Genomic DNA, 26006 nt, shown 5'->3' on the forward strand with positions numbered 1-26006 from the left:
ACGGGGTGCCCCTGTCGCCGTTCGTGGCAGCGATGGCGTTCTGGCTGACGGAGGACGTGGAAGGCGCGTGCGGCTGACGGACCGCTGCCGTCGGAACGCCGATACCTGTGTGGCATGAAAATGCCTGTGTGGTATCGAGGCGAGGGGGACCACACCGCCGGGCCGTCGAGGCCCGGCGCAGCCGATCACGGCTTATGAGACAGACCTCAGCCGCGCTCGCCCCACCGGTCGGCGTGGGGGAGGGCGAGCAGCCGTACGAGGTCGCACAGCTCGCCCGACGCGTCGTGGTCCCGCAGCACGGGCGGCGCGTGCCGTAACACCCACATCGACAGCGCGAGGCACGGCGTGTCCTCCTCGTCGCGCCAGCTCGACCAGGGCAGGCGGTCGCTGAGCAGGTCGGACAGCCACTCGTCGGCCGCCCCGGCCAGCATCCGCCGCGCCGTCGGGCCGGCCAGCAGTTGCGCCCAGGTGTTCAGCCACGGGGCGAGTTGCCCGGTGACCTCGGCGACGAAGGCCAGGGCCTCGTGGGCGGGGACCTTCGCCCCGGGGTCCACCAGGGTGTGCTGCCACCAGGCGTCCAGGAACTCCCGTACCGCGTCGCGTTGCGCGGCGGGCCAGTCCAGCCAGCGACCCATCACGAACAGGCGGGACAGGGGGTCCATCCCGGAGAGCGGCTCCACCTCACCCGCCGCGAGGCGCCGGGTCACCGGGGGCAGGATGCGGCGCAGCAGCGGCCCCGGGTAGCGCCAGTCCGTGGTCCAGTACGTGCGGCGCAGCAGGTCCTCGTCGAGCGGCGCGTCGGGGGTCTTGAGTAGTGCCAGCTCCTCGGCGCTGCCCCAGTGACACTCGCAGTTGGTCTCCTGGCGGTGGGCGCTCATGCCTTGGAAGGCGTCGGCCACGCCCGTCAGCGCCGCGTCCAGGCGGCGGTTCACGTCGGTCGGATCAGGGGTCACGGTGGGGCCGCCTTCGAGGACTCCGGGGCGTACGCCTGCCGAAGAGAGTGATCCTAGACGGCGTCGCGGGCGTCCTCCGCCGGCCAGGAGCGCCTTGCCGCCAAGGAGTGAACGATGGTTCAATTCTTGGCGTGGTCTACCGGAGCACCGAGCGCGTGCAGGCTCGGCTGAGCGCGTCCCGGCAGCGGATCATCGCCGCCGCGCTGGAGATCATGGCCGAGCACGGGTACGCCGGCTGCTCCGTCGCCGCCGTCGCCGAGCGGGCGGGGATGGCGACCGGCAGCGTCTACCGGCACTTCCCCACCAAGGCCGACCTGGTCGCCGAGGTGTTCCGCACGGCCTCGCAGCGCGAGGTCGACGCGGTGGCGCGCGCGGCGGCGCGGGAGGACACGGTCGCCGAGCGGGTCACCGCCGTCATCGAGACGTTCTCCGGCCGGGCGCTGCGGTCCCCCCGGTTGGCGTACGCCCTGCTCGCCGAGCCGGCCGACCCGGCGGTCGACGCCGAGCGGCTCGTCTTCCGCCGCGCGTACGCCGAGCTGATCGCCGGCCACGTCGCGCAGGGCGTGGCCAGCGGCGAGCTTCCCCCGCAGGATCCCGAGCTGACCGCCACCGCGCTGGTCGGCGCCCTGGCCGAGGCCATGGTCGGTCCCCTGGCCGCCGGGGTCGCCGGGCCGCGCACCATCGCACACCTGACCACCTTCCTCCACCGCGCGCTGGGAGTGTCGCCGTGACGACGCACGAGGTCCTCAACCAGGTTCCGCCGCTGGTCGGTCACGACGCGGCCGACGACCCGGCCCTGCTCGACGGGCTCGACCGCGAGGGCGCCGGCTGGGCCGCCGCCGAGCTGCACGAGCTGGGCCGCCTCGGCGGTGGCGAGTGGGCCGTCGAGCAGGGCCGACTGGCCAACGAGCACCCGCCGGTCCTGCGTACCCACGACCGGCACGGCAACCGCGTCGACGAGGTGGAGTTCCACCCCGCCTGGCACGAGCTGATGCGCACGGCGGTCACGCACGGCCTGCACGCCGCGCCGTGGGCGGACGAGCGGCCCGGCGCGCACGTGGCGCGGGCGGCCAAGTTCTACACCTGGCGTCCCGACGCCGGGCACGGCTGCCCGATCTCGATGACCTACGCGGCCGTGCCGGCGCTGCGGCACGCCCCGGAGCTGGCCGCGCGCTACGAGCCGCTGCTCACCGCCACGTCGTACGACTTCGGGCTGCGTGCGCCGCTGGCCAAGCGGGGACTGCTGGCCGGCATGTCGATGACCGAGAAGCAGGGCGGCTCGGACGTACGCGCCAACACCACCACCGCCCGCCCCGAGCCGGACGGCACCTACCGCCTGCTCGGGCACAAGTGGTTCACGTCGGCCCCCATGTGCGACGTCTTCCTCACCCTCGCCCAGGCGCCGGGCGGGCTCACCTGCTTCCTCGTGCCGCGCGTCCTGCCCGACGGCACGCGCAACCCGATGCGGCTCATGCGCCTCAAGGACAAGCTCGGCAACCGGTCCAACGCCTCGGCCGAAATCGAATACGAGCACGCGGTCGCCTGGCGGGTCGGCGACGAGGGCCGTGGCGTACGCACCATCATCGACATGGTCAACCTGACCCGGCTGGACTGCGTCATCGGCGCGGCGGCCGGGATGCGCCAGGGCGTGACCACCGCCGCCCACCACGCGACCCACCGGCGGGCCTTCGGCCGGTACCTCGTCGAGGCGCCCCTGATGCGCAACGTGCTCGCCGACCTGGCGGTCGAGAGCGAGGCCGCCACCGTGCTGATGATGCGGCTCGCCGGGGCCACCGACCGGTCCGCGCGCGGCGACGCCGCCGAGACCGCGTTCAAGCGCCTCGCCCTCGCCGTCGGCAAGTACTGGGTCTGCAAGCGCTGGCCGGGGCACGCCGCCGAGGCCCTCGAATGCCTGGGCGGCAACGGCTACGTCGAGGAGTCGGGCATGCCCCGGCTGTTCCGCGAGTCACCGCTGAACTCGATCTGGGAGGGCTCGGGCAACGTCGCCGCGCTGGACGTGCTGCGCGCCCTCGCCAGGGAGCCCGAGGTCATGGCGGCGTTCCAGGCCGAGGCCACGGCCGCCGCCGGCGCCGACGCCCGGCTCGACGCCGCCGTACGCCGGGTGCGGGCCGAGCTGGCCGACCCCGACGACGTCGAGCTGCGGGCCCGCCGCGTCGTCGAGCGCCTCGCGTTGGTCCTGCAGGGCGCGCTGCTGGTGCGCCACGGCCACCCCGCCGTCGCCGACGCCTTCTGCGCCTCGCGCCTCGACGGCGACCACGGCCAGGCGTACGGCACGCTGCCCCGCGGCGTCGACTTCGCCGCGATCATCGCCCGCGCGGTGCCCAAGGTGGGCTGACCGCCGTCACGCCCCCTCCGGTTCGGGCGAGTCGGTCGCCGGGTGGGCGGCGAGGAAGCGCTCGATGACGGCGCCGCTGACCGACCCGCACAGCAGGCGGTAGCCGGCGGTGGCGCCCCAGCGGCTGATGCCGACGCGGCGCCCCGGCGGGAACCGGCCGTAGGAGGCGTCCCACGGGGCGGCGACGAACTTGGCGGTCCGCTCGTCGGCGCCGAGCCGGGCGGCCAGGCCGCGCAGGGCCTCCACCTGGGGCGCCGGCAGGTCGGCGGAGTACCACACCACCGTGTAGCCGTGCTCCAGGTTGTGCACCAGCACCTCCACCGGGGGTCGGTCGCCGTCCAGGTAGAACCGGCGCAGCGGCGCGGGCAGTTCGTAGTGCGGCCCCGACGACGGTGGCACGGTCAGGTAGGCGACGCGGGCGCCCCGCCCGACGTGGACGCCCTTGCCCGACACCGGGTCCGTCAGCTCCGGATCGCAGCCGGCCGCCGCCTCGGGCACCCCGAACGACGCGATCGGCGGGGGCGGAGCCAGCCGCTGCCGCGCGACCGGCGCCGCCACCCAGCAGGCCAGGCCGACGCCCAGCAGCGCCATCAGCCCCGCCACCCACCGCGTCGCCCGCGCCTCCCGGTCGATCGCGTCAGGCATCGGAGGCCGCCGAGGCCAGGTGGGCCACCGTCCACTCCAGCACGGTCTCGATGCCGGGCACCCCGATGCCCGTGGCCGTGCCGGAGCTGAGCGCGAGGACCCGCGAGGGCGGTACGACGCCGTGCCCGTCCGCGCGCAGCTGCGCCACGTTGCGCTGGACGGCCGGCTTCTCCCACATCCGTACGTTCATCGCGGGGACGAACACCACGGGCGCGGCGGAGGCCAGCACGCACGCGGTGACCAGGTTGTCGGCCATGCCCGCCGCCGCCTTGGCCAGGGTGTTGGCCGTGGCTGGCAGTACGAGCACCAGCTGCGCCCATTCGGTCAGGTCCAGGTGGGGGACCCCCGGCTGCCCCTGGGCCTCCTCGACGGTCACCGGGTGGCCGGTGATCGCCGCGAGCGCCGTCGGGGTCACGAACGTCGCGGCGGCCCCGGTCATCACCACCCGCACCTCGAGGTGGAGCGCGTGCCTCATCGCCAGCAACGACTGCGGCAGCGACATGGCGCCGCTGGATCCGCAGGCGGCGACGAGGACCCGCTCGAACGGCAACGTGACGCTCATCGGTGACTCCCTCCGGTGACGACCGGCTCGTGTTCCACGGGTGCTCCCGCGCTGCCGCGTACGACCTCGGCGGCGTCGTCGGCGGCCTGGCCGTCGAGCTGCGCGCGGACCAGCGCCGCGTACCTGCCGCCGAGCGCCAGCAGCTCGTCGTGACTGCCGCGCTCGACGACCGTGCCGCCGTCGAGCACGAGGATCTCGTCGGCGTGGCGCACCGTGCTCAGCCGGTGCGCGATGACGATCTGGGTGCAGCGCAGGGCCGCGACGGCCTGGCTCACCCGGCGTTCGGTGGCCACGTCCAGGTGGCTGGTGGCCTCGTCGAGCAGCAGGACCACCGGCTCCCCGGCGAGCGCCCGCGCGATGGCGAGGCGTTGGCGCTGCCCGCCGGAGAGCGCCTGGCCCCGTTCGGCCACCCGGGTGTCGTAGCGCAGCGGCATGGCCTCGACGTCGGTGTCGATGGCGGCCAGCCGGGCGACCCGCCGCACGTCCGCCAGCGGCAGGTCCGGCCGGGCGAGGGCGATGTTGCGCCGGATCGAGTCGCGGAACAGGTAGCTCTCCTGGAACACCACGCCGAACTGGCGGCGCAGCGCGTCCGGGGCGATCCGCTCCAGCGGCACCCCGTCGAGGAGGACCTGGCCGCCGCTGGGCCGGTAGAGCCCGGTCAGCAGCATCGCCAGGGTGCTCTTGCCGCTGCCCGAGGCGCCGACGACCGCCACCGTCCGGCCCGGCTGCACGGTGAACGAGACGTCCCGCAGCACGTACGGGCCCGTGCCGTCGTAGCGGAAGCTGAGCCCGCGCACCTCGACCTTGCCGCGCAGCGTCGGCGACAGCAGCCGCGACGGGTCCTCGACCTCGGGCCGGGCGGAGAACACGTCGCGCAGCCGCTGCACGGTCGAGGCGACCGACTGGAGCACCTGCGCGCTGGCGACCAGCGAGCCCAGCGGGGCGATCACGGCCAGGGCCAGCATCTGCAGGCCCATCGCGTCGCCCAGGCTCATGCCGTCGGCGAAGATGCGGTACATGCCCAGCCAGAGCAGGGCCAGCGGTCCCACGAGCCGTACGGTCGCCGCCACGTTGTCGACGGTCGACGACAGCCGGCTGCGCGCGCGGTCCACCGCGAGCGCCGCCGAGTAGCGGCCCAGCCAGTGGTCGTACACCTGTTTCTCGGCGCCCATCGACTTGATGGTGGCGATGCCCGAGAGCGCCTCGATGAGTACGCTCTCCGCCTCCGCCTGCACGGTGAGCTGGCGGTGGTTCAGCCGCAGCAGGCGGCGGTTGACGGCCGCGACCGCGCAGACCTGGACCAGGCCGATCCCCAGCGCCACCACGGCGAACCCGGTGTCGGCGGCGAAGAGCACCGCGAGGTAGCCGAGCACCAGCGCGCCGTCGATGGCGGCGGTCAGCACCTGGGTCGTCACGATCTCGCGCAGCAGCACACTGCTCGCCAGCCGCTGCATCAGGTCGCCGCTGGAGCGCTGCTGGAAGAAGCGGAACGGCAGGCTCATCAGGTGGGCGAATAGCCGGGTCATCAGCTCCCGGTCCACCCGCGACTGGAGGTTCACCAGCAGCATCGAGCGCAGGTGCGCCAGCCCGAACTGGGTCAGGGCCAGGGCCAGCACCGCCAGGCCGAGGTAGGGCAGCAGCCCGGTCTCCCGCGCCGGCAGGATCGCGTCGAGGGCCGTCGACATGGCCAGCGGCAGGGCGAGGCCGAGCAGTTGCAGGGCGACGGAGACGGACAGCACGGTCCCCAGCGCGGGCAGGAACCCCCGCGCGAGCCGGTAACCCCGGCGCAGCCACGGCGTACGGGCGGCCCCGGCGCGTCCGGTCGGGCCGGGCGCCGTCGCGCGGCCGGTGAAGACCAGCACGGTGCCGGTGAGGAACTCGGCGGCCTCGGCGAACGGGACCGTCCTGCGCCCGAGGGCGGGGTCCACCATCGAGAATCCGTGCCGGGTGCGGCGCTCCACCACGACGAAGTGCGAGCCTTCCCAGTGCGCGATCAGCGGCATCGGCAGCGACGCGAGCTCCTCGGGGGTCGCCCGGTAGGCGCTGGCGCGCAGCCCCAGTTCCCGCGCCGCGTCCAGCAGGGCCAGCGCGCTGACCCCGTCGCGGCCGACGCCGAGGCGTTCGCGGCACCCGGCGAGCGAGGCGCGTACGCCCGCGTGGCGCAGGACCATCGCGAGGCAGGCGGCGCCGCAGTCGGTGTCGGTCATCTGCAACACGACGGGCACCCGGCCGCGCCGCCTCACGGGGCACCCGCCAGGGTCAGCACCGACGGGACGCGCTGCGGCTCCGCCAGCCGCATCAGCTGGTAGCCGATGCCGGCCAGCCCGGTCATCAGTTCCGGCGAGTCGAGCCCGGCCGGGTTGGCGCAGCGCCACCCGTGGGCGGCCACGTCGCGCAGCACGCCGTCGACGACCGCGCCGACCGCCGCCGGGTCCGCCCCGGCGAGCAGGGGCAGGTCGAGGTTGCCGAGGTCGCCGTGGCACAGGCTGTGGTTGCGTCCGAAGCCGTGCGCGAACGTGGTGCGCAGCGCCACCGCGATCTCGGCGTCGAGGCCGTCGACCTGCGGCAGCGGGCGGCGGGACAGCGCCCGCCGGATGCGCACCCGCGACAGCCCGATGCCGGGTGCGCCGTGGCACCAGGCGTTGCTGAGCAGGCCGGGCCGGCGCAGGTCCGCCCAGTTGCCCGTGGCCGGGTCGTACAGCGAGCGGTCGAGCTCCAGGGCGCGGCGCCCCGCCTCGGCGTAGCGCTCCACGCCGGTGGCGCTCCACAGCTCGAACAGCGCCGTCGCCATCCCGGCGGCGCCGTGCGACAGGCCGCCCAGCCGGAGCGCGGCGGGCAGCGCCGCGACGAGCCGGTCGCCGAGGCGACGCGCCAGGTCGACCGTGCGCTGCGGCTCCGCACCGCACGCCAGCACCGCGAGCACCGCGCCGGCCAGCCCGTCGACCACGTCGGCGTCGCCGGCGTCGTCGGCCAGCGCCGCCAGCCGGGTGAGCGCCAGGTCCAGCCCGGCGCGGACGGTCGGGTCGTCGCCCCACAGGGCGGCCAGGTGACCGTACGCGTAGCAAGGGCCGCCCCAGCCGTTGAACGCCCCGACGGCGGTCAGGGGGAAACCGTCGGCGCGCAGCCGCTCGCCGAGCCGCCGGGCGATCCCGGCGGCCAGGTCGGTGAAGTCCTCGTGCCCGGTGACCTCGCCCAGGTACCCGTAGAACAGGGCCAGGCCCGACAGGCCGTCGTAGAGACCGGCCCCCATCGGCACCGGCGCCCAGCGGGCCCCGGCGGTGGGACCGAACGTGAACCACGTCCCGCCGTGGGCCATCGCCGCGACCCGCTCGCCGATCTCGGCGGCCTGCGCGAGCAGCGGGCGGAACGTCGACGGTTCGGCCGGCACCGGCCCGGGACGCCAGCGGACCTCGGCGTGCGGGGCGTCGGGCGTCTCGGCCAGGGACGCGAACGTGGCGCGGATGAGCCACACCTGCCGCTCCCGGTCGGCCTCGCCCAGGCCGGCGATGCGACGCAGCGCCCCGTCCAGCGCCGAGCCGGCCAGGGCGCCGGGCAGCCGCCGGTCGCGGCCGGCCCACAGGTCGCGTGAGCCCACCCGGGCGGTGAACAGTGGCGTGTCCCCGGCCGCCAGGTCGGCGCGTTCGGCGGCGATCGTGGTGGCCAGCACGGGCAGCTCCTCCACGCCGACCCAGAGCCAGTCCAGCAGCCGGTCCCGGTCGAGGGCGTCGCGCAGGTGGTCGGTGTGCAGCAGCGCCTCCTGGAGCCGGGCGTAGGTGCGCGTCGGGCGCAGCACCACCCGGATCTCGTCGCCGGCGAAGGCGCGTACCCGGTCGGCCAGCACCCCGGCCTCGGCGCCGAGCACGTCGTACGCGCGGCGGAAGCCGGCGACGACGTCGGCCTCGTACGCCCGCAGGTCCGCCGGCCGGACGCCCTCGACGGCGGCCGGTGCCCCGTGCCCGACGTGCACGCCGGGCACGTGCAACTGCATCTCGTCGGTGCCCGCGCCGAGCCACTCGGCGCAGTTGCACGCACCCGCCTCGCCCACCGGTGGCTCGCCGGCCGGCAGCAGCCCGACGGCGAGGACGCAGGACGCCACGGTCGCGCCGTCGGCGGCGCCGCGACCGCGCTCCAGCGCCGGGGTGAACAGGGTCTCCAGGTCGACGAGCACCGGTGTGTCGCCGGCGCCCACCACGTTGCCGGGATGGCAGTCGCCGGCGCCCAGCGCGTGCAGCAGGGCGAGCAGGCTGCCGTAGTGGCGGGCGTAGCGGGGCAGCGACGTCGGTGCGGCGGCGGCGACGAACTCCGTCCAGCCGTAGCCGTCGCGGGTCAGCACCCCGAAGGGGCGCAGGCCCAGGTCGGCGTCGCGCCGGGCGAGCCAGCCCAGCAGCCGCTGGAAGCGGGCGTCCACGGCGAGGTCGCGGGGCTTGTAGACCACGCGCGAGCCGTCGTCGAAGCGGGCGACGCACACCCGCCGCCCGCCCCGGTGGGCGTCGCCGGTGGGCGTGAGCCCGGTGAGCCGTGCGTCCGGGCGTACGCCGAGGGCCGGCGCGATCGCGGCCCAGTCGCCGTGCAGCCGGCGCAGGAACTCGACGGTGGACGAGGCCCAGGCGTCGACCACGGTCAGGAGCTGGCGGGCCAGCACCGGGTACTCGGTGAGGAAGTCCAGCGCGACGCGGGGCTGCGCCATCCGGGCGAAGAAGGTGGCGAAGCGCCGCGCCGGCGTCGGCCCGGTCAGCTCGCCGCGTACGCGGGCGACGTTCAGCTCCAGCACGCTCGCGCGGCTGAGCAGCCGGACCAGCTCGTCGAGCAGCTCGGCGAGGCCGAGCGCGTCGACGGCGGCGGGGTCGACGGGCGTGGCGGGGCCGGCCAGTTCCGTTGCGGCCTCGCGCACGCGGCGGCGGGCGTCGGCGAGCAGCGGGGCGGCGACGACCAGCGCGTCGTCGAGCGGGCGGCCCGGCAGCCGCTGCGGGCGCCAGTCGTCGGGGGCCGGCCCGCAGTACAGGCCCTGCAACCGTCGCGACCACTCCGGGGGGTGCGCGAGCCGGGCCGCGATCACCGCGGCGGGCTCGTCGAGCAGGCGCAGCAGGACGTCCTCGTCGCACGCGTCGGCGGCGAGGCGGCGCTGCCAGGCCCCGGCGGTGGCGAAGGCCTGCGAGTCGCGCCACCGGGAGAGCCGCCAGCGGGCGCGGTCGGAGACGGGGTACGCGCCGGCCCCGTCGACCGGGACGCGCTCGGTGAGCGAGAGGGCGGGTAGGAACCCAACGGTCATCGCCGATCCTCGGGTGCGGGGCGGGGCCGGAGCCCGGCAGCTCGCCGGGCTCCGGCGCGGTCGCCGTGGTGGACAGGTCTCGTCAGCAGGGCGACATGCAGTGGCAGCACTTCTCCGTGTGCCCGTCGATCGGCGCCATGCCGCCGGCGACCGTCTCCAGCTCCTCGCGGCTCAGCTCGACCAGGCCGACGGGGTGGTCGAGCGAGGTCTCGCTGCGGTGGTACTCGTCCTTCCAGGCACGGACGACGTCGGTGATCGACATCTGGTTCCTCCTTGGTCGCGACCGGCGGCCGGGTGCCGCGGTCCGTCCCTTCGAGACTGGCCGGGGGCGCGGGCCGGGGCGTGAGTAGCGGCTACTCCACCGCAGTCGCGAACCGGTCACCGCCGACCGCGTACGGCGACGTGCGCGACGGTGTCTGAAACCTGACGCCAAACAGGAGCATCGCGCTGAAAGATAGCTACATGCGCAGGTCAGCATGAGTACGCGGACACCAGCGGGGCTACTCAGGGCCGGCGGAATTCGGTACTCAACGAACGCGGTTGCCCTACCGTCATCCCGGCCGACAACCTCGTGCGCCGCTGACAGCGTCTGTCACGGCAGACGTCTTGTGGGGAGGGACCCGTTGTCCACACCATGGCCACTCGTCGGGCGGCGGCGGGAGCTGGACCGGCTGCTCGACAGCCTCGACGGCGGCGTGACCCGCTGCACCCTGGTGACCGGGGAGGCCGGCATCGGCAAGAGCCGGCTCGCCACGGAGGTGCTGGCCGAGGCGGGGCGGCGCGGCTTCCTGGCACTGCGGGTGACCGCGACGCCGGGCTGGCAGAGCGTGCCCTTCGGCGTGCTCGCCCAGCTCGTCGCCCAGCCGGTGGGTCCGTCGGTCGTCGAGGCCTTCCGCGACGTGGCCGCCAGGCTGCGCGCCATCGCCGCCGACCGGCCCGTCCTCGTCGTCGTCGACGACGTGAACTGGCTCGACGACGCGTCGTCGGCCCTGCTGGAGCGGCTCGTGGCCGGCGAGGCGGTGCGGGTCCTCGCCACCGCCCGCAGCGAGGCGGTCGCCAGCCCGGCCGTCACCGCCCTGCGCCGCCTCGGCCCCGTCGAGCGGGTGGAGCTGGCGGCGATGAGCCAGGAGGAGACGGCCGAGCTGATCCAGGCGATGCTCGGCGGGCCCACCGACGGCCTGACCCTCGCCACCGTCTGGCAGGCGGTACGCGGCAACCCCCTGTTCCTGCGGGAGATGCTGCGCGGCGGGCGGCAGACCGGCGCCCTCGCCCGGCGGCGCGGCGTGTGGACCTGGCGCGGCACCCCGCTGGAACACCCGCACCTGAGCGACCTCATCGCCGAGACTCTGGGCCAGCTCGGTCCCGACGAGATCGAGGCGTTGCAGTACGTGGCGCACGGCGAGCCCGCGCCGCTGCCCGTCGTCGAGCGGCTCGTGCCGGCGCAGGTCGCCGAACGGCTGGAGGAGCGGGGGCTCATCGAGCTGACCACCGGCGAGCAGCGCGGCCTGGTCCGGGTGGCGCACCCGCTCTACGCCGAGGCGGCCCGGGCGAGCACCGGCGCGCTGCGTACCCGCCGCATCCTGCGCGAGTTGGCGGACGCCCTGGAGGACACCTCGCCGGCCCAGTACGAGGACCACCTGCGTGTGGTGTCGTGGCGGTGCGAGGCCGACCTGGCGGTCGACGACGCGGACCTGCTGGCCGCCTCCGAGTCGGCGCTGCTGCGGCGCGGGGCCCGCCTCGCCGAGCGGCTCGCCCGGCGGGTCGCCTCGCCCCGGGGCGCGCGCCAGCTCGGCCGCGCCCTGGTCGCGCAGGGGCGCGGCGAGGAGGCCGACGGGCACCTGCGCCGCGCGTACGACACCCTGGACGACCCCCGCGACCGCGCCGAGACGGCGGCGCTGCGGGCGGTGAACCTGTTCTGGGGGCTGCGCCGGCCCGGGGCCGCCAGCGCCGTGCTCGCCGACGCGGCGGCGGCGCTGCCCGCCGCCGTGCACGACGGGCTGCTGACCGCCGTCGCCGCGATGGCCGTCTTCGACGGCCGGATAGCCGAGGGGCGCGACGCCGTCACCCGGCTCGGCCAGCACCCGCCGCGCGACCCGCTGCTGGGCATGGCCGGCGCCCCGCTCCTGCCCTACCTGCTGGTCTTCTCCGGCCAGCCGGCCCGCGCCGCCGCGATGTTCGACGGCGACGAGGTCACCTTCCCGCAGGCCTGGCCCACCATGCGCGCCGCCACCCAGGCCCTGCACGTGCAGGCGCTGGTGATGTCGGGGAACCTGGCCCAGGCCACGGAGTCGGCGGAGGCCTACTACCTGGACGCGGTCGACCGCGGCTCCGCCGACGGCGTGGCCCTGCTCGCCCTGATGGTCGGCAACTGCCGCTACCACCGGGGGCGCCTGGGGGACGCGCTGCGCTGGCTGCGCGAGGCGCGTGCCCTCGTCGACGGGCACACGCTGTTCCCCATCCGAGGCTACGTCCTGTCCGTCAGCGCCTGGTTCGCCGCGCAGGCCGGTGCGGCGCGCGACGTCCGGGAGGTCCGCGACGAGCTGGGTGGGAGCTTCCCCACGCACAGCGGGCCCGCCGACTTCTGGGGCCTCGCCGAGGCCTGGGCGCACGTCGCCGAGGGGCGCCTCGCCGTCGCGGCCGGGCAGCTCACCGCGCTGGCCGCGCAGGCCCGCGAGAACGGCGTACGCACCATCGCCGCGCAGGCGCTGCACCTGCTGTCCCGGGTGGCGCCGTCCGCCTCGGCGGCCTCGGCGCTGCGTCAGGTCGCCGACGCCTGCGACAGCCCGCTCTTCGGGCTCTACGCCGACCTGGCCGCGGCGCTGGCGGGGGCGGATCCCGACCCGCTGGAAGAGTTGGCGGCGACGTTCGGGCAGCGGGGATACACCACCCTGGAGCTGGAGGCGACGATCGCCGCCGGCGCGGCCCGGCGCCGGCGCGGCGACCACCGCGCCGCCAACGCCCACGCCGCCCGCGCCGAGAAGCTGCGCGGCCACTGCGACGCGTACTGGCCGGCCTGGTGCGGGCGGGTCGAATCCGCGCCGAGCCCGTTGACCGGCCGGGAACGCGAGATCTGCGAGCTGGCCGCCACGGGGCTGGACAACACCGCGATCGCCCACCGGCTGCGCCTGTCGGTGCGCACGGTGGAGAACCACCTCCAGCGCTCGTACCACAAGCTGGGGGTGCGCAGCCGCCTCGAACTCGCGGGCTCGTTTGCGGGGTAGCCGCGCGCCGCCGGGCCTGCGCCGACGTCGCCGCCGGGGCGGGCCGCCGTTTCTGCCGGTCGGCACCCGCCGTTCTGCCGGTCGAAAATCGTCGGCCGATCGTCGGTGTCGCTCGTTAGTCTGCCTGCGGACACTGCTCGGCAGATGACAGGTCGAGGCACGGCCCGGTGCCGGCCACCACGGGGACTTCAGGAGAATTCGTGACACAGCAATCCATCGCGACCTCGGACAAACTCGACGCCTCGGTGCTCAAGGTGGCCGGGGTCGTCGTCCTCGGCGCGATCATGTCGATCCTCGACGTGACGGTCGTCAGCGTCGCGTTGCCGACCTTCCAGCGCGAGTTCGACGCGTCGTACGCCGACGTCGCCTGGACCATGACGGCCTACACGCTCGCGCTGGCCACGGTGATCCCGCTCAGCGGCTGGGCCGCCGACCGGTTCGGCACCAAGCGGCTCTACATGATCGCCCTGGCGCTGTTCACGATCGGGTCGGGGCTGTGCGCCAACGCCGATACGATCGGGCAACTGGTCGGCTACCGCGTGCTCCAGGGCCTCGGCGGCGGCATGCTCCTGCCGCTCGGCATGACGATCATGACCCGGGCGGCGGGCCCGCACCGGATCGGCCGGCTGATGGCCGTCCTCGGCATCCCGATGCTGCTCGGGCCCATCGGAGGGCCGATCCTCGGCGGCTGGCTGATCGACATCGCGAGCTGGCACTGGATCTTCCTGATCAACCTGCCGATCGGTGCCGTGGCGCTCGTCTACGCCGCCGTGGCGCTGCCGAAGGACAATCCCGAGCCCTCCGAGTCGTTCGACTTCGTCGGCATGCTGATGCTCTCGCCGGGCCTCGCCCTCTTCCTCTACGGCGTCTCCTCGCTGCCCGACGCCGGCACGTTCGCCGACCCCGAGGTGTGGGCGCCCATGCTGGTCGGGGGAGTGCTCGTCGTCGCCTTCGTGCGCTACTCCTTCCGGCCCCGGCACCCCCTGCTCGACCTGCGGCTGTTCGCCAACCGCAACCTCACCATCGCCACGGTGACCATGTTCGTGTTCATCATCGCGTTCATGGGCGCCGGCCTGCTGTTCCCCAGCTACTTCCTGCAGATCCGCGGTGAGTCGACGCTGACCGCCGGCCTGCTGATGGCGCCGCAGGGCATCGGCGCGATGGTGACCATGCCGGTGGCGGGGATGCTGGCCGACCGGGTCCCCGTCGGCCGTACCGTGCCGTTCGCGCTGGTGCTCATCGCCCTCGGGTTCTTCACCTTCACCCAGATCGACCCGCAGACGTCCTACGTGCTGCTCTGCGGGTCGCTGTTCGTCATGGGCCTGGGCATGGGCGGCACCATGATGCCGATCATGACCTCGGCGTTGAAGACCCTGAAGGCCCACGAGGTGGCCCGCGGCTCCACCCTGGTCAATATCCTCCAGCAGATCGGTGGCTCCGTCGGCGCCGCCACGATGTCGGTGATCCTCACCAGCGAGATGAACGGCTCCCGGCAGATCCCCGGCGCCGTCGGCCCGGACGGTGAGCCGCTGACCGAGGCGGCCATCGCCATCGCCGTGCAGCAGCAGCCGGAGCTCGCCGAGCGGTTCCCGGTCGACCCGTCGCTGCTCTCCCGTGGGCTCGACTTCGCCGCCAGTTCCTTCGCCACCACGTTCTGGGTCGCGTTCGCGCTGGTGCTGCTCACGTTCATCCCGGCCGCGTTCCTGCCCCGCCGGCGTGAGCCGTCGCACCTGCTCGACGACGAGCAGCCGGGGCAGGCGAAGGCCCCCGTCATCATCCACTGACGCGCCGCCCCGGCCCCGGAAGACCGGTCCGGACGCCCGGGCCCCCGGCAACGCCGCGGGGGCCGGGGCGTCCGGCGGGGAGTCGCCTGGTAGAGGTGGAGCTGTTGGCCCGGGGGCGTGAGCTGTCCTCAGAGGCGTGAGCTGTCGTAGACGTGGCCGGGCAGGTTGAGCCACCAGCGGGCCGCGGCCCGGCTCGGTTCGGGTGACCCCGGGTCGTCGCGTACGGCCGCCAGGATCTGCCGTTGTCCGGCGATGCCGAGGCTGTAGACGATGCCGGTGAGCGCGGCGGCCGAGGGCGCGTCGCGCCGGGCCCGCCAGCGACGCGCGTGGTGCCGCAGCGCGGCCTCCCAGAACCCCCGCTCGCTGGTGCCCCGCAGATGCCCGATCGCGAACGCGGCGGCATCGACGACGCTTCGCGGCAGCCGGGCCGCGGTGACGAGGCGCTCGACCGTCGGCCGCTCGGCCTGGCCGCCGAGCACCCGCAGGCCGGCGAGCAGCCGGACGTTGAGTTCCACGCGGTCGGCGGCGGTGGGCGCGACCTCGGCCGCCAGGGCGGCGGCGAGCGACGGGCCGTACGGGGTGGAGGCGACGAGCATCGCCGCGTAGAGACGTCGGTCGCTGGCCGGATGGAGCAGGATCTCACCGATCAGCGTGAGTAGCGTCGCGTCGCGGCAGTCGGACTGCGGCTCGCGCGGGAGCCGCGCGGTCGTGGCGTCGAAGACCCGGCGGGCGACGGTGGCGGCCACGTGCGGAACCGGGTGGGGCAGCGCCGGGGCGACCTGCGGGCCGCCCAGCGGGACACCCGCGCCCGCCTGGAGGGCGGCCGCGACCGGGACGGCGTCGGCGTGGAAGAGCGGGTCCCGCAGCAGATCCCTGATCCGCGGCACCAGCACCCGGCGCTGCCCGGGCGTGAAGTGCCCGAACCGCACCTTGCGGAGGCAGGCGAGGAGCGCGCCCCGCAGCGCCCGGTCGTTCGTCGGGTCGTGCAGTTGCGCGACCACGTGGACGCTGGCGTCGGGGTGCCGGCTGCCGTCGAGGGCACCGACGGTCTCGATGAAGATCTGGTTCTCCCGGTCGGCGCCCAGCGCCGCGCAGGCGGCGACCGCCTCCCGTCCCAGCGTCTCGTGGCCGAACAGCCGGTTGAGGGCTTCGAAGCGCTGCCGCCACGGCCGACCGTGCGCGATGATCATCTCGCTGACGAGGCGCTGCGTGATGCTCTCCCGGGCGGACCTCGGGGCGATGACGAGGTGTGGGGCGGCCGTCACCAGCGCGGAGAGCCGGTCCCACCCGGCGCCGGTCATGATCTCCCGGGACAGGGCGCGGTCGAGCAGAGCGTCGAGTTCGGCCGTGGCGGCGCCGTCCGCGGCGCCGGTGGGCACCGCGCCCGGGGATCCGGGGATGTCGACGTAGCGCCGGATCGTGTCGACCGTCGCGGTGATCTCGCCCGGATCGAGTTCGAGGATCTCCTCGTACCGGCTGATGGCTGCCCGGCTCGGGCGGCTGCCGCCGGTCTCCCACCGCGACACGCTGCTCTCGCTGACCAGCCTCTCCCACGAACCACCGTGGAAGGCCGCCGCGAAGCGCTTGGCCCTGACCCACCGGTCGTCGGCGCCGAGGGTGCGGTTGACCCGCAGCATCCACGCCACGCGCTCGTCGAAGAAGACGCGGTCCGTACGTCGAGCTGTCAGCGACATCTGAATGCCCATCGCCTCCGTGGCCCTGCCCGGCCTGGTTCGAGTCTACGAGCGACGAGGGAGCCGGCGGGACACCCGGACGGGCGACGCTCGCCGGCTCCGCGCCGTCAGGTACGGCTGGCCGTGGGCGTCAGGACGCTCAACGTCCCCGCTAACCAACGCTTCATGGCGGTTCCTCTCCTGTCGGGACGACCGTGCCAGGAGCGTAGGGAGACGCCGACCGCAGAGGGTGATCGATTGCACACGCGGCGCTGGGCTGCAACGGGCGGATCCCGACGGCTCCGGCCCGCCGGGTCGAACAGCCACCGGTGGGCACCGTCGAGCGACGCGCCGCTCCGTCCCCGGAGCGGGAGGGACGCTGCGAACTCCGGTGGGTCCCGGCTTACCCGCGCCGAGCCCTCGCTTCCCGTACGCGGGCCCGCAGCCCGCCGGTCACACCGTCGTGGCCGACGGCCGGGTGGGCTCGGCCGCGGCGCTGCCCCGACGCGCGGCCACGAAGCCGAAGGCGGCGGCGGTGAAGAACATCAGGATGCCGTAGATCGCGGCCGGCATGGCGATGTCGGTGTTGTCGAGCAGGGCGGGGCTGAGCGCGATCGTGATGGCCAGGGTGGCGTTGTGGACGCCGATCTCGAACGACGAGGCGACGGAGTCCCGGTGCCCGACGCGCAGCAGCCGCGGCGCCGCGTACCCGATGCCCAGGCTGAGCAGGTTGAACAGCAGGGCGACCAGGCCGACGGCGCCGATGGTGGCGGCGAACTCGTCCTTGACGCCGAGCACCGCGCCGGTGATCACGACGGCGAGGACCACGACGGAGAGGATCTTCACGGGTCGCTGCATGCGCGCGGCGAACTCGGGGCGACGGCGACGGACGGCCATGCCGATCACGATCGGGATGAGCACCAGGGCGAAGACCTGGATCACCTTGTCGAACTGGAGGCCGAGCGAGCTGTCCGAACCCATGAACGCGGCGACGGAGAGGTTGACGACCAGGGGCAGCGTGAACAGGGCGAGCACCGAGTTGATGGCGGTCAGGGTGACGTTGAGCGCGACGTTGCCCTTGAACAGGTGGCTGTAGAGACTGGCCGTGCTGCCGCCCGGGGAGGCGGCCAGCAGCATCATCCCGACGGCCAGTTCCGGGCGCAGGTCGGCGGCGAGCACCAGGCCGAGGCAGATGGCCGGCAGGACCAGCATCTGGCAGACCAGGGAGATGACCACCGCCCGGGGATAGGCGACGACGCGGCGGAAGTCGGCCACGGTGAGGGTGAGGCCGAGGCCGAGCATCACGATGCCCAACGCGACAGGGAAGAGCACGAGCGACAAACCGGTACTCACGGCGGCCTCCTGATCGCGTACGCCAAGGTCCACCGGATCCTCACATCTCGATGGCGCTTCCGACACCTCCTCACGTGCGCAACCGGACGGGCCCGGCGGCCATCGGTGCGGCAGCGTCCACAGCAGCTCCCCGTGTCGCCCTACCCGCCCGGTGCGAGAGCGAACAGCAGGCGGCGGGGCCGGTCGAGGCCGGGTGCCTCGGCCGACCCCGCCGCTGGGCGGGTCGCCGACGGGGTGCGTGACCCGCGTGGGTTCCGTCAGACGCGCGACCACTTCTGGTTGGCGTCACCGGTGCAGTCCCACAGTTGCAGCTTGCCCCCGTTGCCGGTGTTGCGGTTCCGCACGTCGACGCAGCGGTTCGCGCTGAGGTTGACCAGGTCACCGGCGGCGTTGAGCGTGAAGCGTTGTGCCGGGTTGCCGTTGCAGGTGACGAGGTTGACCTCGGTGCCGTTCGCCGTGCCGGCCCAGGCCGGATCCATGCACTTGCCCATCGCCCGGATCGTGCCGTCGGAGGCGAACGTCCAGGCCTGCGCGACGGTGCCGTTGCAGTCCCAGATCTGCAGCTTGGCCCCGTCGACCGGGTTGGCGCTCGGGATGTCGATGCAGCGACCGCTGAGCGCGCCCCTGATCGCGGTGGTGCCCGGCGGGTTGCCCCCCGAGGTGTAGCCCGAGACGCGTACGTAGTCGACGAGCATCTGCTGCGGGAACTGCGTGGAGGCGTCGGGGTAGCCGGGCCAGTTCCCGCCCACCGCCACGTTGAGGAGCATGAAGAACGGGTGGTCGAAAACCCACCGGTTGCCGCCGAGTCGACCCGGGTCCACCCGGTGGTACTCGACGCCGTCCAGGTACCAGACGATCGAGTTCGGTTCCCAGTCCACCCGGTAGGTGTGGAAGGCGTCGGCGAGCGGTTGGCCGATGGTGCGGCTGCCGGTGATGCCGCCGCCGCCCGAGTAGCCCGGGCCGTGGATGGTGCCGTAGACGGTGTTGGGCTCCCGGCCGATGTTCTCCATGATGTCGATCTCGCCCGCGTTCGGCCAGCCCACGCTGCCCATGTCGTTGCCGAGCATCCAGAACGCCGGCCAGATGCCCTGACCCCGGGGGATCTTGATGCGGGCCTCGAAGCGGCCGTACGCCTGGGTGAACGTGGCCGCCGTGAGCAGCCGGGCCGAGGTGTACTCGCACCGGCCGTAGTGGCACTGGTAGTTGGCCGGGTTCTCCCGGCGGGCGGTGATCACCAGGTTGCCCTGGCCGTCGTGCACGGCGTTGCTCGTGCTGTTGGTGTAGTACTGCCGCTCGTTGTTGCCCCAGCCGCCGCCGCCGATGTCGAAGCGCCACTTGCTCTGGTCGACGGGCGTGCCGGCGGCGGCGTTGAACTCGTCCTGCCAGGTGATTCCCCCGATGGCGGCCTGCGCCGGTTCGGGATGGACCGGCACGGCGAGGGCCGTCGTGGCGGCGATGATCGCGGTCGCGGCGAGGGCGAGCGCCCACGGCCGGCGGCGGGTACGGATTCTGAACATGTAGACCTCCTTGGCAACTGCGCCGGCGCGACGTCTCTCGCGGCGACGGCGGGACGAGCGGCGGTGACCCGGCGGCGGGACCGGGTCAGCCGCGCCGCCACTTCTGGTTGGCGCCGCCGACGCAGTCCCACAGGTGCAGGCGGGCGCCGTCGGAGTTGTTCCACTCCTTGATGTCGACGCACTTGTTGGCCTGCGGGTTGACCAGGTCGCCGGCTGCCGAGAGGACGAACTGCTGGGCCGGGTTGCCGCTGCAGTTGGCGATCTGGATCGTCGCGCCGTTGGCGGTGGAGCCCCAGGCCACGTCCATGCACTTGTTGTTCTGCGTACGCAGCGTGCCGCCGGTGAAGGTCCAGGACTGCGCGGCGGTGCCGTTGCAGGTCCAGGTCTGCAGGGGCACCCCGTCGGAGAAGTTGGAGTTCGGCACGTCGATGCAGCGGTTGTTCCAGTTGCTGATCAGCCGGCTTCCGCCGCCGCCACCGGTGGTCACCAGGGACAGCCCGTAGACGCCCAGGATCTCGTTGACCGGCTGGAACCAGGTCGTGCCGCCCGTGGAGCAGTTGCCGGAACCGCCGGACGTGACGCCCTGGGCCTGGTTGCCGGAGACCCAGGCGCCGCCGGAGTCGCCGCCCTCGGCGCAGGCGTTGCTGCGGGTCAGGCCCGACACCGCGCCCTGCGGGTAGTTGACGGTCTCGTTGCGGCCGAGGATGGTGCCGCAGCGCCAGCCGGTCGTACGCCCGGAGCGGCAGACCGAGCTGCCGATCGCCGCGTCCTGCGAGCCGGCCACCGTCACGTTGCCGCCGGCGTAGTTGTTCACCCAGGGCTGGGGCGTCCAGGAACCGTTGGTGCGTACCCACCCGTAGTCGTTGCCGGGGAACGACGATCCCGCGAACGTGCCCTGGGAGACGTTGTTGTAGCCGAGGGTGGGGCTGCCCACGCCGCCGCAGTGGCCGGCGGTGACGAAGCCGCCGACGACCGCGAAGCCGACCGAGCAGAGGGTGTTGCCGTTGATCACGTACTGGTCGCCGCCCCGGATGTCGTAGAGCGGGCGCGGCGCGTCGCGGGAGGTGACCACCCGGATGGCGTCCGTGGGGACGCCGCTGGCCTTCGCGTACGCGATCGCCTCGTCGGCGGCGCCGGGCCGGGCCGACACGACGACGCTGTTGCCGGCGACGTCGACGTGCCAGCCGTGCACGTCGCGGGGGTCCGCGGCGGCGGAGCGCCGGTCGAGGGCGCGCTTGACCGTGTCGAGGGTGCGCTCGCTGCGGGCGACGACCGTGACGTCGGCGCCCTCGGCGCGGACGGCCGGGGCGAGCGCCGCGTCGGTGACGGCGACGGTGAGGCGCTGCCCGCCGGACGGGATCCAGGCGCCGGCGAAGGCGGCGCCGAGCTTCGCGCGCAGGCGTCGCTCGACCACCGGCGCCGCCGCCTCGGTGCGCAGGCGTTCGTCGACCTGGGCGGGGGTGAGGCCGAGGTCGCGGCGCATCGCCTCGACCAGGGCGGGGCTGAGGTCGGCCGTGGCCGCCGTGGCGGGGGCCGGGGCGGCGGGGGCGGTGGTGTCGCTCGCGTGGCCGGCCGCCGGGGTCAGGCCGAGGAGCAGGAGGCCGGCGGCGGCGGGGACGAGCATGCGCAGTCTTCGAGACAAGGAGATCCTCCCGGGGATGCGGCGAGGGGTGGCGGACGGGTGCGGAGAGCGCTCTCTGAAAGAAGTCTGTCGATGCCCTGTCGCATCTGTCAAGAAGGTTGCCAGTTATGGCCCGCACGTCGCCCTCGGCGACGACCGGCGCGCCGGGGTGAGGCGTCGCCGGTGCGCCCCCGCATCCGGGCCGCGCCCGCCTGCCGTGCGCACCCGGGCCGCGTCGAGCGACCTCGCCGCCGTGCTCGGCCACCTCGACGCGGTACAAGCCGGGCCTGCCGGTGCTCGGCGGGCGGCGGGAGCGCCGGAGCGGCGTCGGATCAGGCGGTGGAGAGCAGGCCGCGCGCCGCCTGGACCTGGTCGACGGCCCGCCGGAGGGCGGCGACAATGCGGTCCTCGCCGGCGGCGTCGAGCCGGGCCACCGGAACCGACAGGCTGATCGCGTCGGTGGCCGGTGCCGCCAGGGGTACGGCCGTCGCGAAGCAGACGATGCCCTCGGTGTTCTCCTCGCGGTCGACCGCGTAGCCGCGCTCGCGGACGGCGGCGAGCTCGGCACGCAGTGCCTGGCGGTCGGTGACGGTGTGCGGGGTGAGTGCGGGCAGCGGCCAGCTCAGCAGCCCGTCGAGCACGTCTTCCGGGCGCTCGGCGAGCAGCGCCTTGCCCAGGGCGGTGGCGTGGGCCGGCAGTTGCCGGCCGATCGCGCTGTAGAGCCGCAGCGGGTGCACCGACTCGCGCTTGGCGAGGTAGACGATGTGCGCGCCGTCCAGGCGTCCAAGGTGGACGGTCTCGCCGAACTGCCGCGACAGGTCGTCGAGCACCCCGCCGAGCAGGCCCACGGTGTCGTCGCTGGTGAGGTACGCGGCGCCCACCTGGAGCGCGCGCACCCCCAGCCCGAACCGGGTGCCGGTCGGGTCGCTCTCCACCCAGCCGCGCTGGGCCATGGTGCGCAGGATGCCGTGCAGGCTGCTCTTCGGGATGTCCAGCGCGCGGGCCAGGTCGACCAGCGAGCGCCGCTGCGGCGAGGCGGCGAGCGCCTCGAGCACCTCCAGCGTCCGGGTGGAGGACTTCACCGGTTGGAACCCGCCGGGCAGCGTCATGGGCGCCACTCTAGCGGGGTTGACAGGTCGGGCGGCACGGCTAGGGTCACATATGTGACTGGCGTACAGAATGATGAACAGAGACATGTGGTCGTCGCGGCCGTCGGTGCGGCCCGGATCCTGCCGGTCGTCGTGCTGGACGCCGCCCGCGACGCCGCCCCGCTGGCCGACGCCCTCCTCCGTGGCGGGCTGCGTTCGGCCGAGGTGACCTTCCGCACCGACGCCGCGGCCGAGGCGATCCGCGTCATGTCCGAGCGACCCGACCTGCTCGTCGGCGCCGGCACCGTGCTGACCCCCGACCAGGTCGACCGGGCCGTCGAGGCGGGCGCCCGGTTCGTCGTCACCCCCGGTTTCTCCCCGGCGGTCGTCCGGCGCTGCCAGGAGCTGGGCGTGCCCGTCTTCCCCGGCGTCGCCACCGGCACCGAGATCCAGATGGCCCTCGACGCCGGGCTCGACACGGTCAAGTTCTTCCCCGCTGAGCAGCTCGGCGGCGTCGGGATGATCAAGGCGCTCGCCGCGCCGTTCCGCTCGGTGCGGTTCATCCCGACCGGCGGGGTCAACACCGCCAACCTCGCGGACTACCTCGCCCTGCCCGCCGTGCTGGCGGTCGGCGGCACCTGGATGGTCGCCCCCGACCTGATCGCCGCCGGGCGCTGGGACGAGGTCGCCGCCCGCACCGCCGCGGCCGTCGAAGCCGCCCGACCCACCGTGGAGGTTTGAGCCGTGCTGTCGATCCGTCCGGCCGGCGAGTGCCGGTACGACCTGGTCTCCCTGGGCGAGATCATGCTGCGGCTCGACCCGGGCGAGGGGCGGGTGCGCACGGCGCGCACCTTCCGGGCCTGGGAGGGCGGCGGCGAGTACAACGTGGCCCGCGGGCTGCGCCGCTGCTTCGGGCTGCGGACCGCCGTGGTCACCGCGTTCGCCGACAACGAGGTGGGCCGGCTGCTGGAGGACCTCGTACTCCAGGGCGGGGTGGACACGTCACTGGTGACCTGGCTGCCCTACGACGGCGTCGGCCGCGCCGTGCGCAACGGGCTCAACTTCACCGAGCGCGGCTTCGGCGTCCGGGGCGCCGTCGGCACCTCCGACCGCGGCCACAGCGCCGCCAGCCAACTGCGGGCCGACCAGGTGGACTGGGACCACCTGTTCGGCACGCTGGGGGTGCGGTGGCTGCACACCGGCGGCATCTACGCGGCCCTGTCCGAGACCACCCCGGAGACGATGGAGGCCGCGATGGCCGCCGCCGCCCGGCACGGCACCGTCGTCTCGTACGACCTCAACTACCGGCCCAGCCTCTGGAAGGCGGTCGGCGGGCAGGACCGCGCGCGGGAGGTCAACCGCCGGCTCGCCCGCTACGTCGACGTGATGATCGGCAACGAGGAGGACTTCACCGCCTCGCTGGGCTTCGAGGTGCCCGACACCGACGCCTCCCTGTCGCAGCTGAAGGTGGCCAACTTCCAGCGGATGATCGAGGCGGCCACCGAGGCGTACGACAACTTCAAGGTCGTCGCCACCACCCTGCGCACCGTGCGCACCGCCACCGTCAACGACTGGGGCGCGATCGCCTGGGGCGACGGGCGGTTCGTCGAGGCGACCCACCGGCCCGGCCTGGAGATCATGGACCGGGTCGGCGGGGGCGACAGCTTCGCCTCCGGCCTGATCTACGGGCTGCTGGAGAAGGGCGACCTCGCCACGGCCGTCGAGTACGGCGCGGCGCACGGCGCGCTGGCGATGACCACGCCCGGCGACACCTCGATGGCGAGCCTCCGGGAGGTCGAGGCGCTCGTGCGGGGCGCCGGCGCGCGGGTGCAGCGCTGACCGGCGGCGGGGTCGTCGGCCGCGCGGGCCAGCATCGAGCGCACGGCCGAGGTCGTCGAGTGGTGCGGCGGGCTCACCGGCCGGCCGGCCCGCTCACTCCCCGGTGAAGTGCGGGTCGCGCCGGTCGAGGAAGGCCCGGACCGCCTCGTCGTGGTCGCGGGTCTGGTGCGCCAGCGCCTGCATCGCGGCGGAGAGCTCCAGGATGCTGTCGAGGCTCTGGTGCTGGGCCTCGCGCAGCAGCTTCTTGGCCATCCGTACGGCGTGCGGAGGGTTCGCGGCCACCCGGTCGGCCAGCCGGCGCGCCTCGGTGAGCAGTTCCTCGTGCGGCACGACCCGGGAGACCAGCCCCCACTCCAGGGCGGTGGCGGCGTCGACCCGGTCCCCGGTCAGCGCCATCTCGGCGGCCCGCGCGGCCCCGACGGCCCGGGGCAGCAGCCAGGCGCCGCCGTCGCCGGGGATGATGCCGAGCTTGACGAAGCTCTCCGCGAAGAACGCCCGCTCCGAGGCGATCCGCAGGTCGCACATGAGCGCCAGGTCGCAACCGGCGCCGACCGCCGCCCCGTTCACCGCCGCGATCAGCGGCACGTCGCACGCGTACATCGCCCGGGGGATCCGCTGGATGCCGCGGCGGTAGCCGTCGCGCAACTCGTGCGGGGCGCCGCCGAAGAGGCCGACCCGCTCCGCCATGTCCTTGACGTTGCCGCCGGCGGAGAAGGCGCTGCCGGCGCCGGTCAGGATGACCGCCCGGACCGTCCGGTCGGCGTTGACCGCGTCGACCCGGGCGACCAGCGCGTCGATCACGTCGTCGCCGGAGATGGGGTTGCGGGCCTCCGGCAGGTTGATCGTCCACGTCTCCATGTGCCCGTCCCGCTCGACGAGAACAGGGTCGTCCACGCGCGTCTCCTCGGTGTGCCGCTGATCTGGCCTGTCCCCGAAACCAACCACACGCCCGGCCGGCCCGGCAAGGCGGGGTGCGCGGCGGCCGGCCGCCCGGGGGACGCCGCGCCGGGGCTATGGTCGGCGTCATGACCCCGGACACCGGCAACCGCGACGACTGGACCAGGCCCGGGACGTACGAGGTCGCCCCCGGCGTCCACCGCGTACCGCTGCCGCTGCCCAACGACGGCCTGCGCGCGGTGAACGTGTACGCCCTGCGCGACGACGACGGACTCGTCCTCGTCGACTCCGGCTGGGCGGTCGCCGAGGCGAGGTCCGCGCTCGAGGCGGCACTCAAGGAGCTGGACTGCTCGCTGGCGGACGTACGCCGGTTCCTCGTGACGCACGTCCACCGCGACCACTACACGCAGGCCGTGCACCTGCGTCGCGAGTACGGCACGCGGGTGAGCCTCGGCGCCGGCGAGCGCGCGAGCCTGACGGTGTCCATGACCCCGCACCGCAACCCGCTCGCCGAGCAGCTCGACCACCTGCGCCTGCTGGGCGCCGGTGAGCTGGCCGACACCCTGGCGGAGCTGACCGGGGTGCGGCTGAGCACCGAGGACTGGGAACTGCCGGACGACTGGTTCCACGACGGTCAGCGGATCACCCACGGCGAGCGCACCCTGCACGTCGTCGAGACGCCGGGCCACACCCGTGGCCACGTCGTCTTCCACGACACCGGCTCGGCCCTGCTGTTCGCCGGTGACCACGTGCTGCCCACCATCACGCCGTCGATCGGGTTCGAGGCCGCCCTCTCCGCGAACCCGCTCGGCCAGTTCCTCGGCTCGCTCGCGCTGGTCCGGCGACGACCGGACGCGCGGCTGCTCCCGGCGCACGGGCCGGTGACGCCCAGCGTGCACGCGCGGGTCGACGAACTCGTGGCGCACCACGGCGCGCGGCTCGACGAGACGGAGGCCGCCGTCGCCCGTGGGGCGGGTTCGGCGTACGAGGTGGCCGCCCAGCTGCGCTGGACCCGGCGCGAGCGCCGGCTGGGCGACCTCGACGTGTTCAACGCGATGCTCGCGGTCACCGAGACGGCGGCGCACCTGGACCTCCTGGTCGCCCAGGGCCGGTCGACCCGCTCCGACGCCGGGGGAGTGCGTCGCTACGCCACCGCCTGACCGCGCCGCGGGTGCGGGACCCCGGCACTCGGGCACGGGCGGGTCAGCGGGGAGGGCGGCCGTGCCCC

General features: G+C 74.4%; 19 protein-coding genes. 7 read left to right on the forward strand and 12 right to left on the reverse strand.

What is annotated here, in order from left to right:
- Positions 1–206 precede the first annotated feature (206 nt).
- Positions 207–953, reverse strand: coding sequence for a hypothetical protein (locus CLT72_RS00275; protein WP_101409005.1), 747 nt, complete (start codon positions 951–953; stop codon positions 207–209).
- A gap of 131 nt (positions 954–1084) precedes the next feature.
- On the opposite strand from CLT72_RS00275, the gene CLT72_RS00280 reads away from it, so the two are divergent.
- Both CLT72_RS00280 and CLT72_RS00285 read left to right on the forward strand, forming a co-directional pair.
- Positions 1085–1684 (forward strand): TetR/AcrR family transcriptional regulator, encoded by a 600-nt coding sequence (locus CLT72_RS00280; RefSeq protein WP_101409006.1) that lies wholly within the window; start codon positions 1085–1087, stop codon positions 1682–1684.
- Positions 1681–3309: an acyl-CoA dehydrogenase family protein gene (locus CLT72_RS00285; RefSeq protein WP_101409007.1), complete on the forward strand. Its 1629-nt coding sequence runs from the start codon at positions 1681–1683 to the stop codon at positions 3307–3309. The genes CLT72_RS00280 and CLT72_RS00285 overlap by 4 nt, the downstream gene beginning before the upstream one ends.
- Positions 3310–3315: 6 nt before the next feature.
- Here the strand turns inward: CLT72_RS00285 and CLT72_RS00290 are convergent, their stop codons facing one another.
- From CLT72_RS00290 to CLT72_RS00310, 5 genes are all read right to left on the reverse strand, one after another.
- Positions 3316–3954, reverse strand: coding sequence for a DUF3105 domain-containing protein (locus tag CLT72_RS00290; protein WP_101409008.1), 639 nt, complete (start codon positions 3952–3954; stop codon positions 3316–3318).
- A complete protein-coding gene (locus CLT72_RS00295; RefSeq protein ID WP_101409009.1) occupies positions 3947–4516 on the reverse strand; it encodes a flavoprotein in 570 nt (189 codons plus the stop codon). The genes CLT72_RS00290 and CLT72_RS00295 overlap by 8 nt, the downstream gene beginning before the upstream one ends.
- Positions 4513–6732: a peptidase domain-containing ABC transporter gene (locus CLT72_RS00300; protein ID WP_144082149.1), complete on the reverse strand. Its 2220-nt coding sequence runs from the start codon at positions 6730–6732 to the stop codon at positions 4513–4515. The genes CLT72_RS00295 and CLT72_RS00300 overlap by 4 nt, the downstream gene beginning before the upstream one ends.
- A gap of 23 nt (positions 6733–6755) precedes the next feature.
- Positions 6756–9785: a type 2 lanthipeptide synthetase LanM gene (gene lanM / locus CLT72_RS00305; RefSeq protein WP_101409011.1), complete on the reverse strand. Its 3030-nt coding sequence runs from the start codon at positions 9783–9785 to the stop codon at positions 6756–6758.
- 82 nt (positions 9786–9867) lie between these two features.
- On the reverse strand, positions 9868–10047 hold the full coding sequence (locus tag CLT72_RS00310) for a mersacidin/lichenicidin family type 2 lantibiotic (RefSeq protein ID WP_101409012.1): 180 nt from the start codon (positions 10045–10047) through the stop codon (positions 9868–9870).
- Positions 10048–10408: 361 nt separating this feature from the next.
- Between CLT72_RS00310 and CLT72_RS00315 the strand changes: the two genes are divergently transcribed.
- Positions 10409–13006 carry a helix-turn-helix transcriptional regulator gene (locus CLT72_RS00315; protein WP_158241939.1) on the forward strand — a complete coding sequence of 866 codons (2598 nt, stop codon included), beginning with the start codon at positions 10409–10411 and terminating at the stop codon, positions 13004–13006.
- Positions 13007–13206: 200 nt separating this feature from the next.
- Positions 13207–14790, forward strand: coding sequence for a DHA2 family efflux MFS transporter permease subunit (locus tag CLT72_RS00320; RefSeq protein WP_101409014.1), 1584 nt, complete (start codon positions 13207–13209; stop codon positions 14788–14790).
- 128 nt (positions 14791–14918) lie between these two features.
- Here the strand turns inward: CLT72_RS00320 and CLT72_RS00325 are convergent, their stop codons facing one another.
- The 5 genes from CLT72_RS00325 to CLT72_RS00345 form a co-directional block, all read right to left on the reverse strand.
- On the reverse strand, positions 14919–16496 hold the full coding sequence (locus tag CLT72_RS00325) for a helix-turn-helix domain-containing protein (protein WP_144082150.1): 1578 nt from the start codon (positions 16494–16496) through the stop codon (positions 14919–14921).
- 420 nt (positions 16497–16916) lie between these two features.
- Positions 16917–17816, reverse strand: a complete 900-nt coding sequence (locus CLT72_RS00330; protein WP_101414840.1) for a bile acid:sodium symporter family protein — start codon at positions 17814–17816, stop codon at positions 16917–16919.
- 257 nt (positions 17817–18073) lie between these two features.
- A complete protein-coding gene (locus CLT72_RS00335) occupies positions 18074–19333 on the reverse strand; it encodes a ricin-type beta-trefoil lectin domain protein (protein ID WP_199184438.1) in 1260 nt (419 codons plus the stop codon).
- Positions 19334–19418: 85 nt separating this feature from the next.
- Positions 19419–20975, reverse strand: coding sequence for a ricin-type beta-trefoil lectin domain protein (locus tag CLT72_RS00340; RefSeq protein WP_486484152.1), 1557 nt, complete (start codon positions 20973–20975; stop codon positions 19419–19421).
- A 311-nt stretch (positions 20976–21286) separates the two neighbouring features.
- Positions 21287–22063: an IclR family transcriptional regulator gene (locus tag CLT72_RS00345; RefSeq protein WP_486484153.1), complete on the reverse strand. Its 777-nt coding sequence runs from the start codon at positions 22061–22063 to the stop codon at positions 21287–21289.
- A gap of 54 nt (positions 22064–22117) precedes the next feature.
- Between CLT72_RS00345 and eda the strand changes: the two genes are divergently transcribed.
- Both eda and CLT72_RS00355 read left to right on the forward strand, forming a co-directional pair.
- Positions 22118–22783 (forward strand): bifunctional 4-hydroxy-2-oxoglutarate aldolase/2-dehydro-3-deoxy-phosphogluconate aldolase, encoded by a 666-nt coding sequence (gene eda, locus CLT72_RS00350; RefSeq protein WP_486484154.1) that lies wholly within the window; start codon positions 22118–22120, stop codon positions 22781–22783.
- A 3-nt stretch (positions 22784–22786) separates the two neighbouring features.
- The gene (locus tag CLT72_RS00355; RefSeq protein WP_101409019.1) at positions 22787–23881 is read left to right on the forward strand and encodes a sugar kinase; all 1095 of its coding nucleotides are present in this window, start codon (positions 22787–22789) and stop codon (positions 23879–23881) included.
- Positions 23882–23974: 93 nt separating this feature from the next.
- Here the strand turns inward: CLT72_RS00355 and CLT72_RS00360 are convergent, their stop codons facing one another.
- Positions 23975–24775, reverse strand: coding sequence for a crotonase/enoyl-CoA hydratase family protein (locus CLT72_RS00360; protein ID WP_101409020.1), 801 nt, complete (start codon positions 24773–24775; stop codon positions 23975–23977).
- A 131-nt stretch (positions 24776–24906) separates the two neighbouring features.
- Here CLT72_RS00360 and CLT72_RS00365 point away from each other — a divergent pair, with 131 nt between their 5' ends.
- A complete protein-coding gene (locus CLT72_RS00365) occupies positions 24907–25938 on the forward strand; it encodes an MBL fold metallo-hydrolase (protein ID WP_101414842.1) in 1032 nt (343 codons plus the stop codon).
- Positions 25939–26006 lie beyond the last annotated feature (68 nt).

It is taken from the genome of Micromonospora sp. CNZ309, assembly GCF_002846525.1.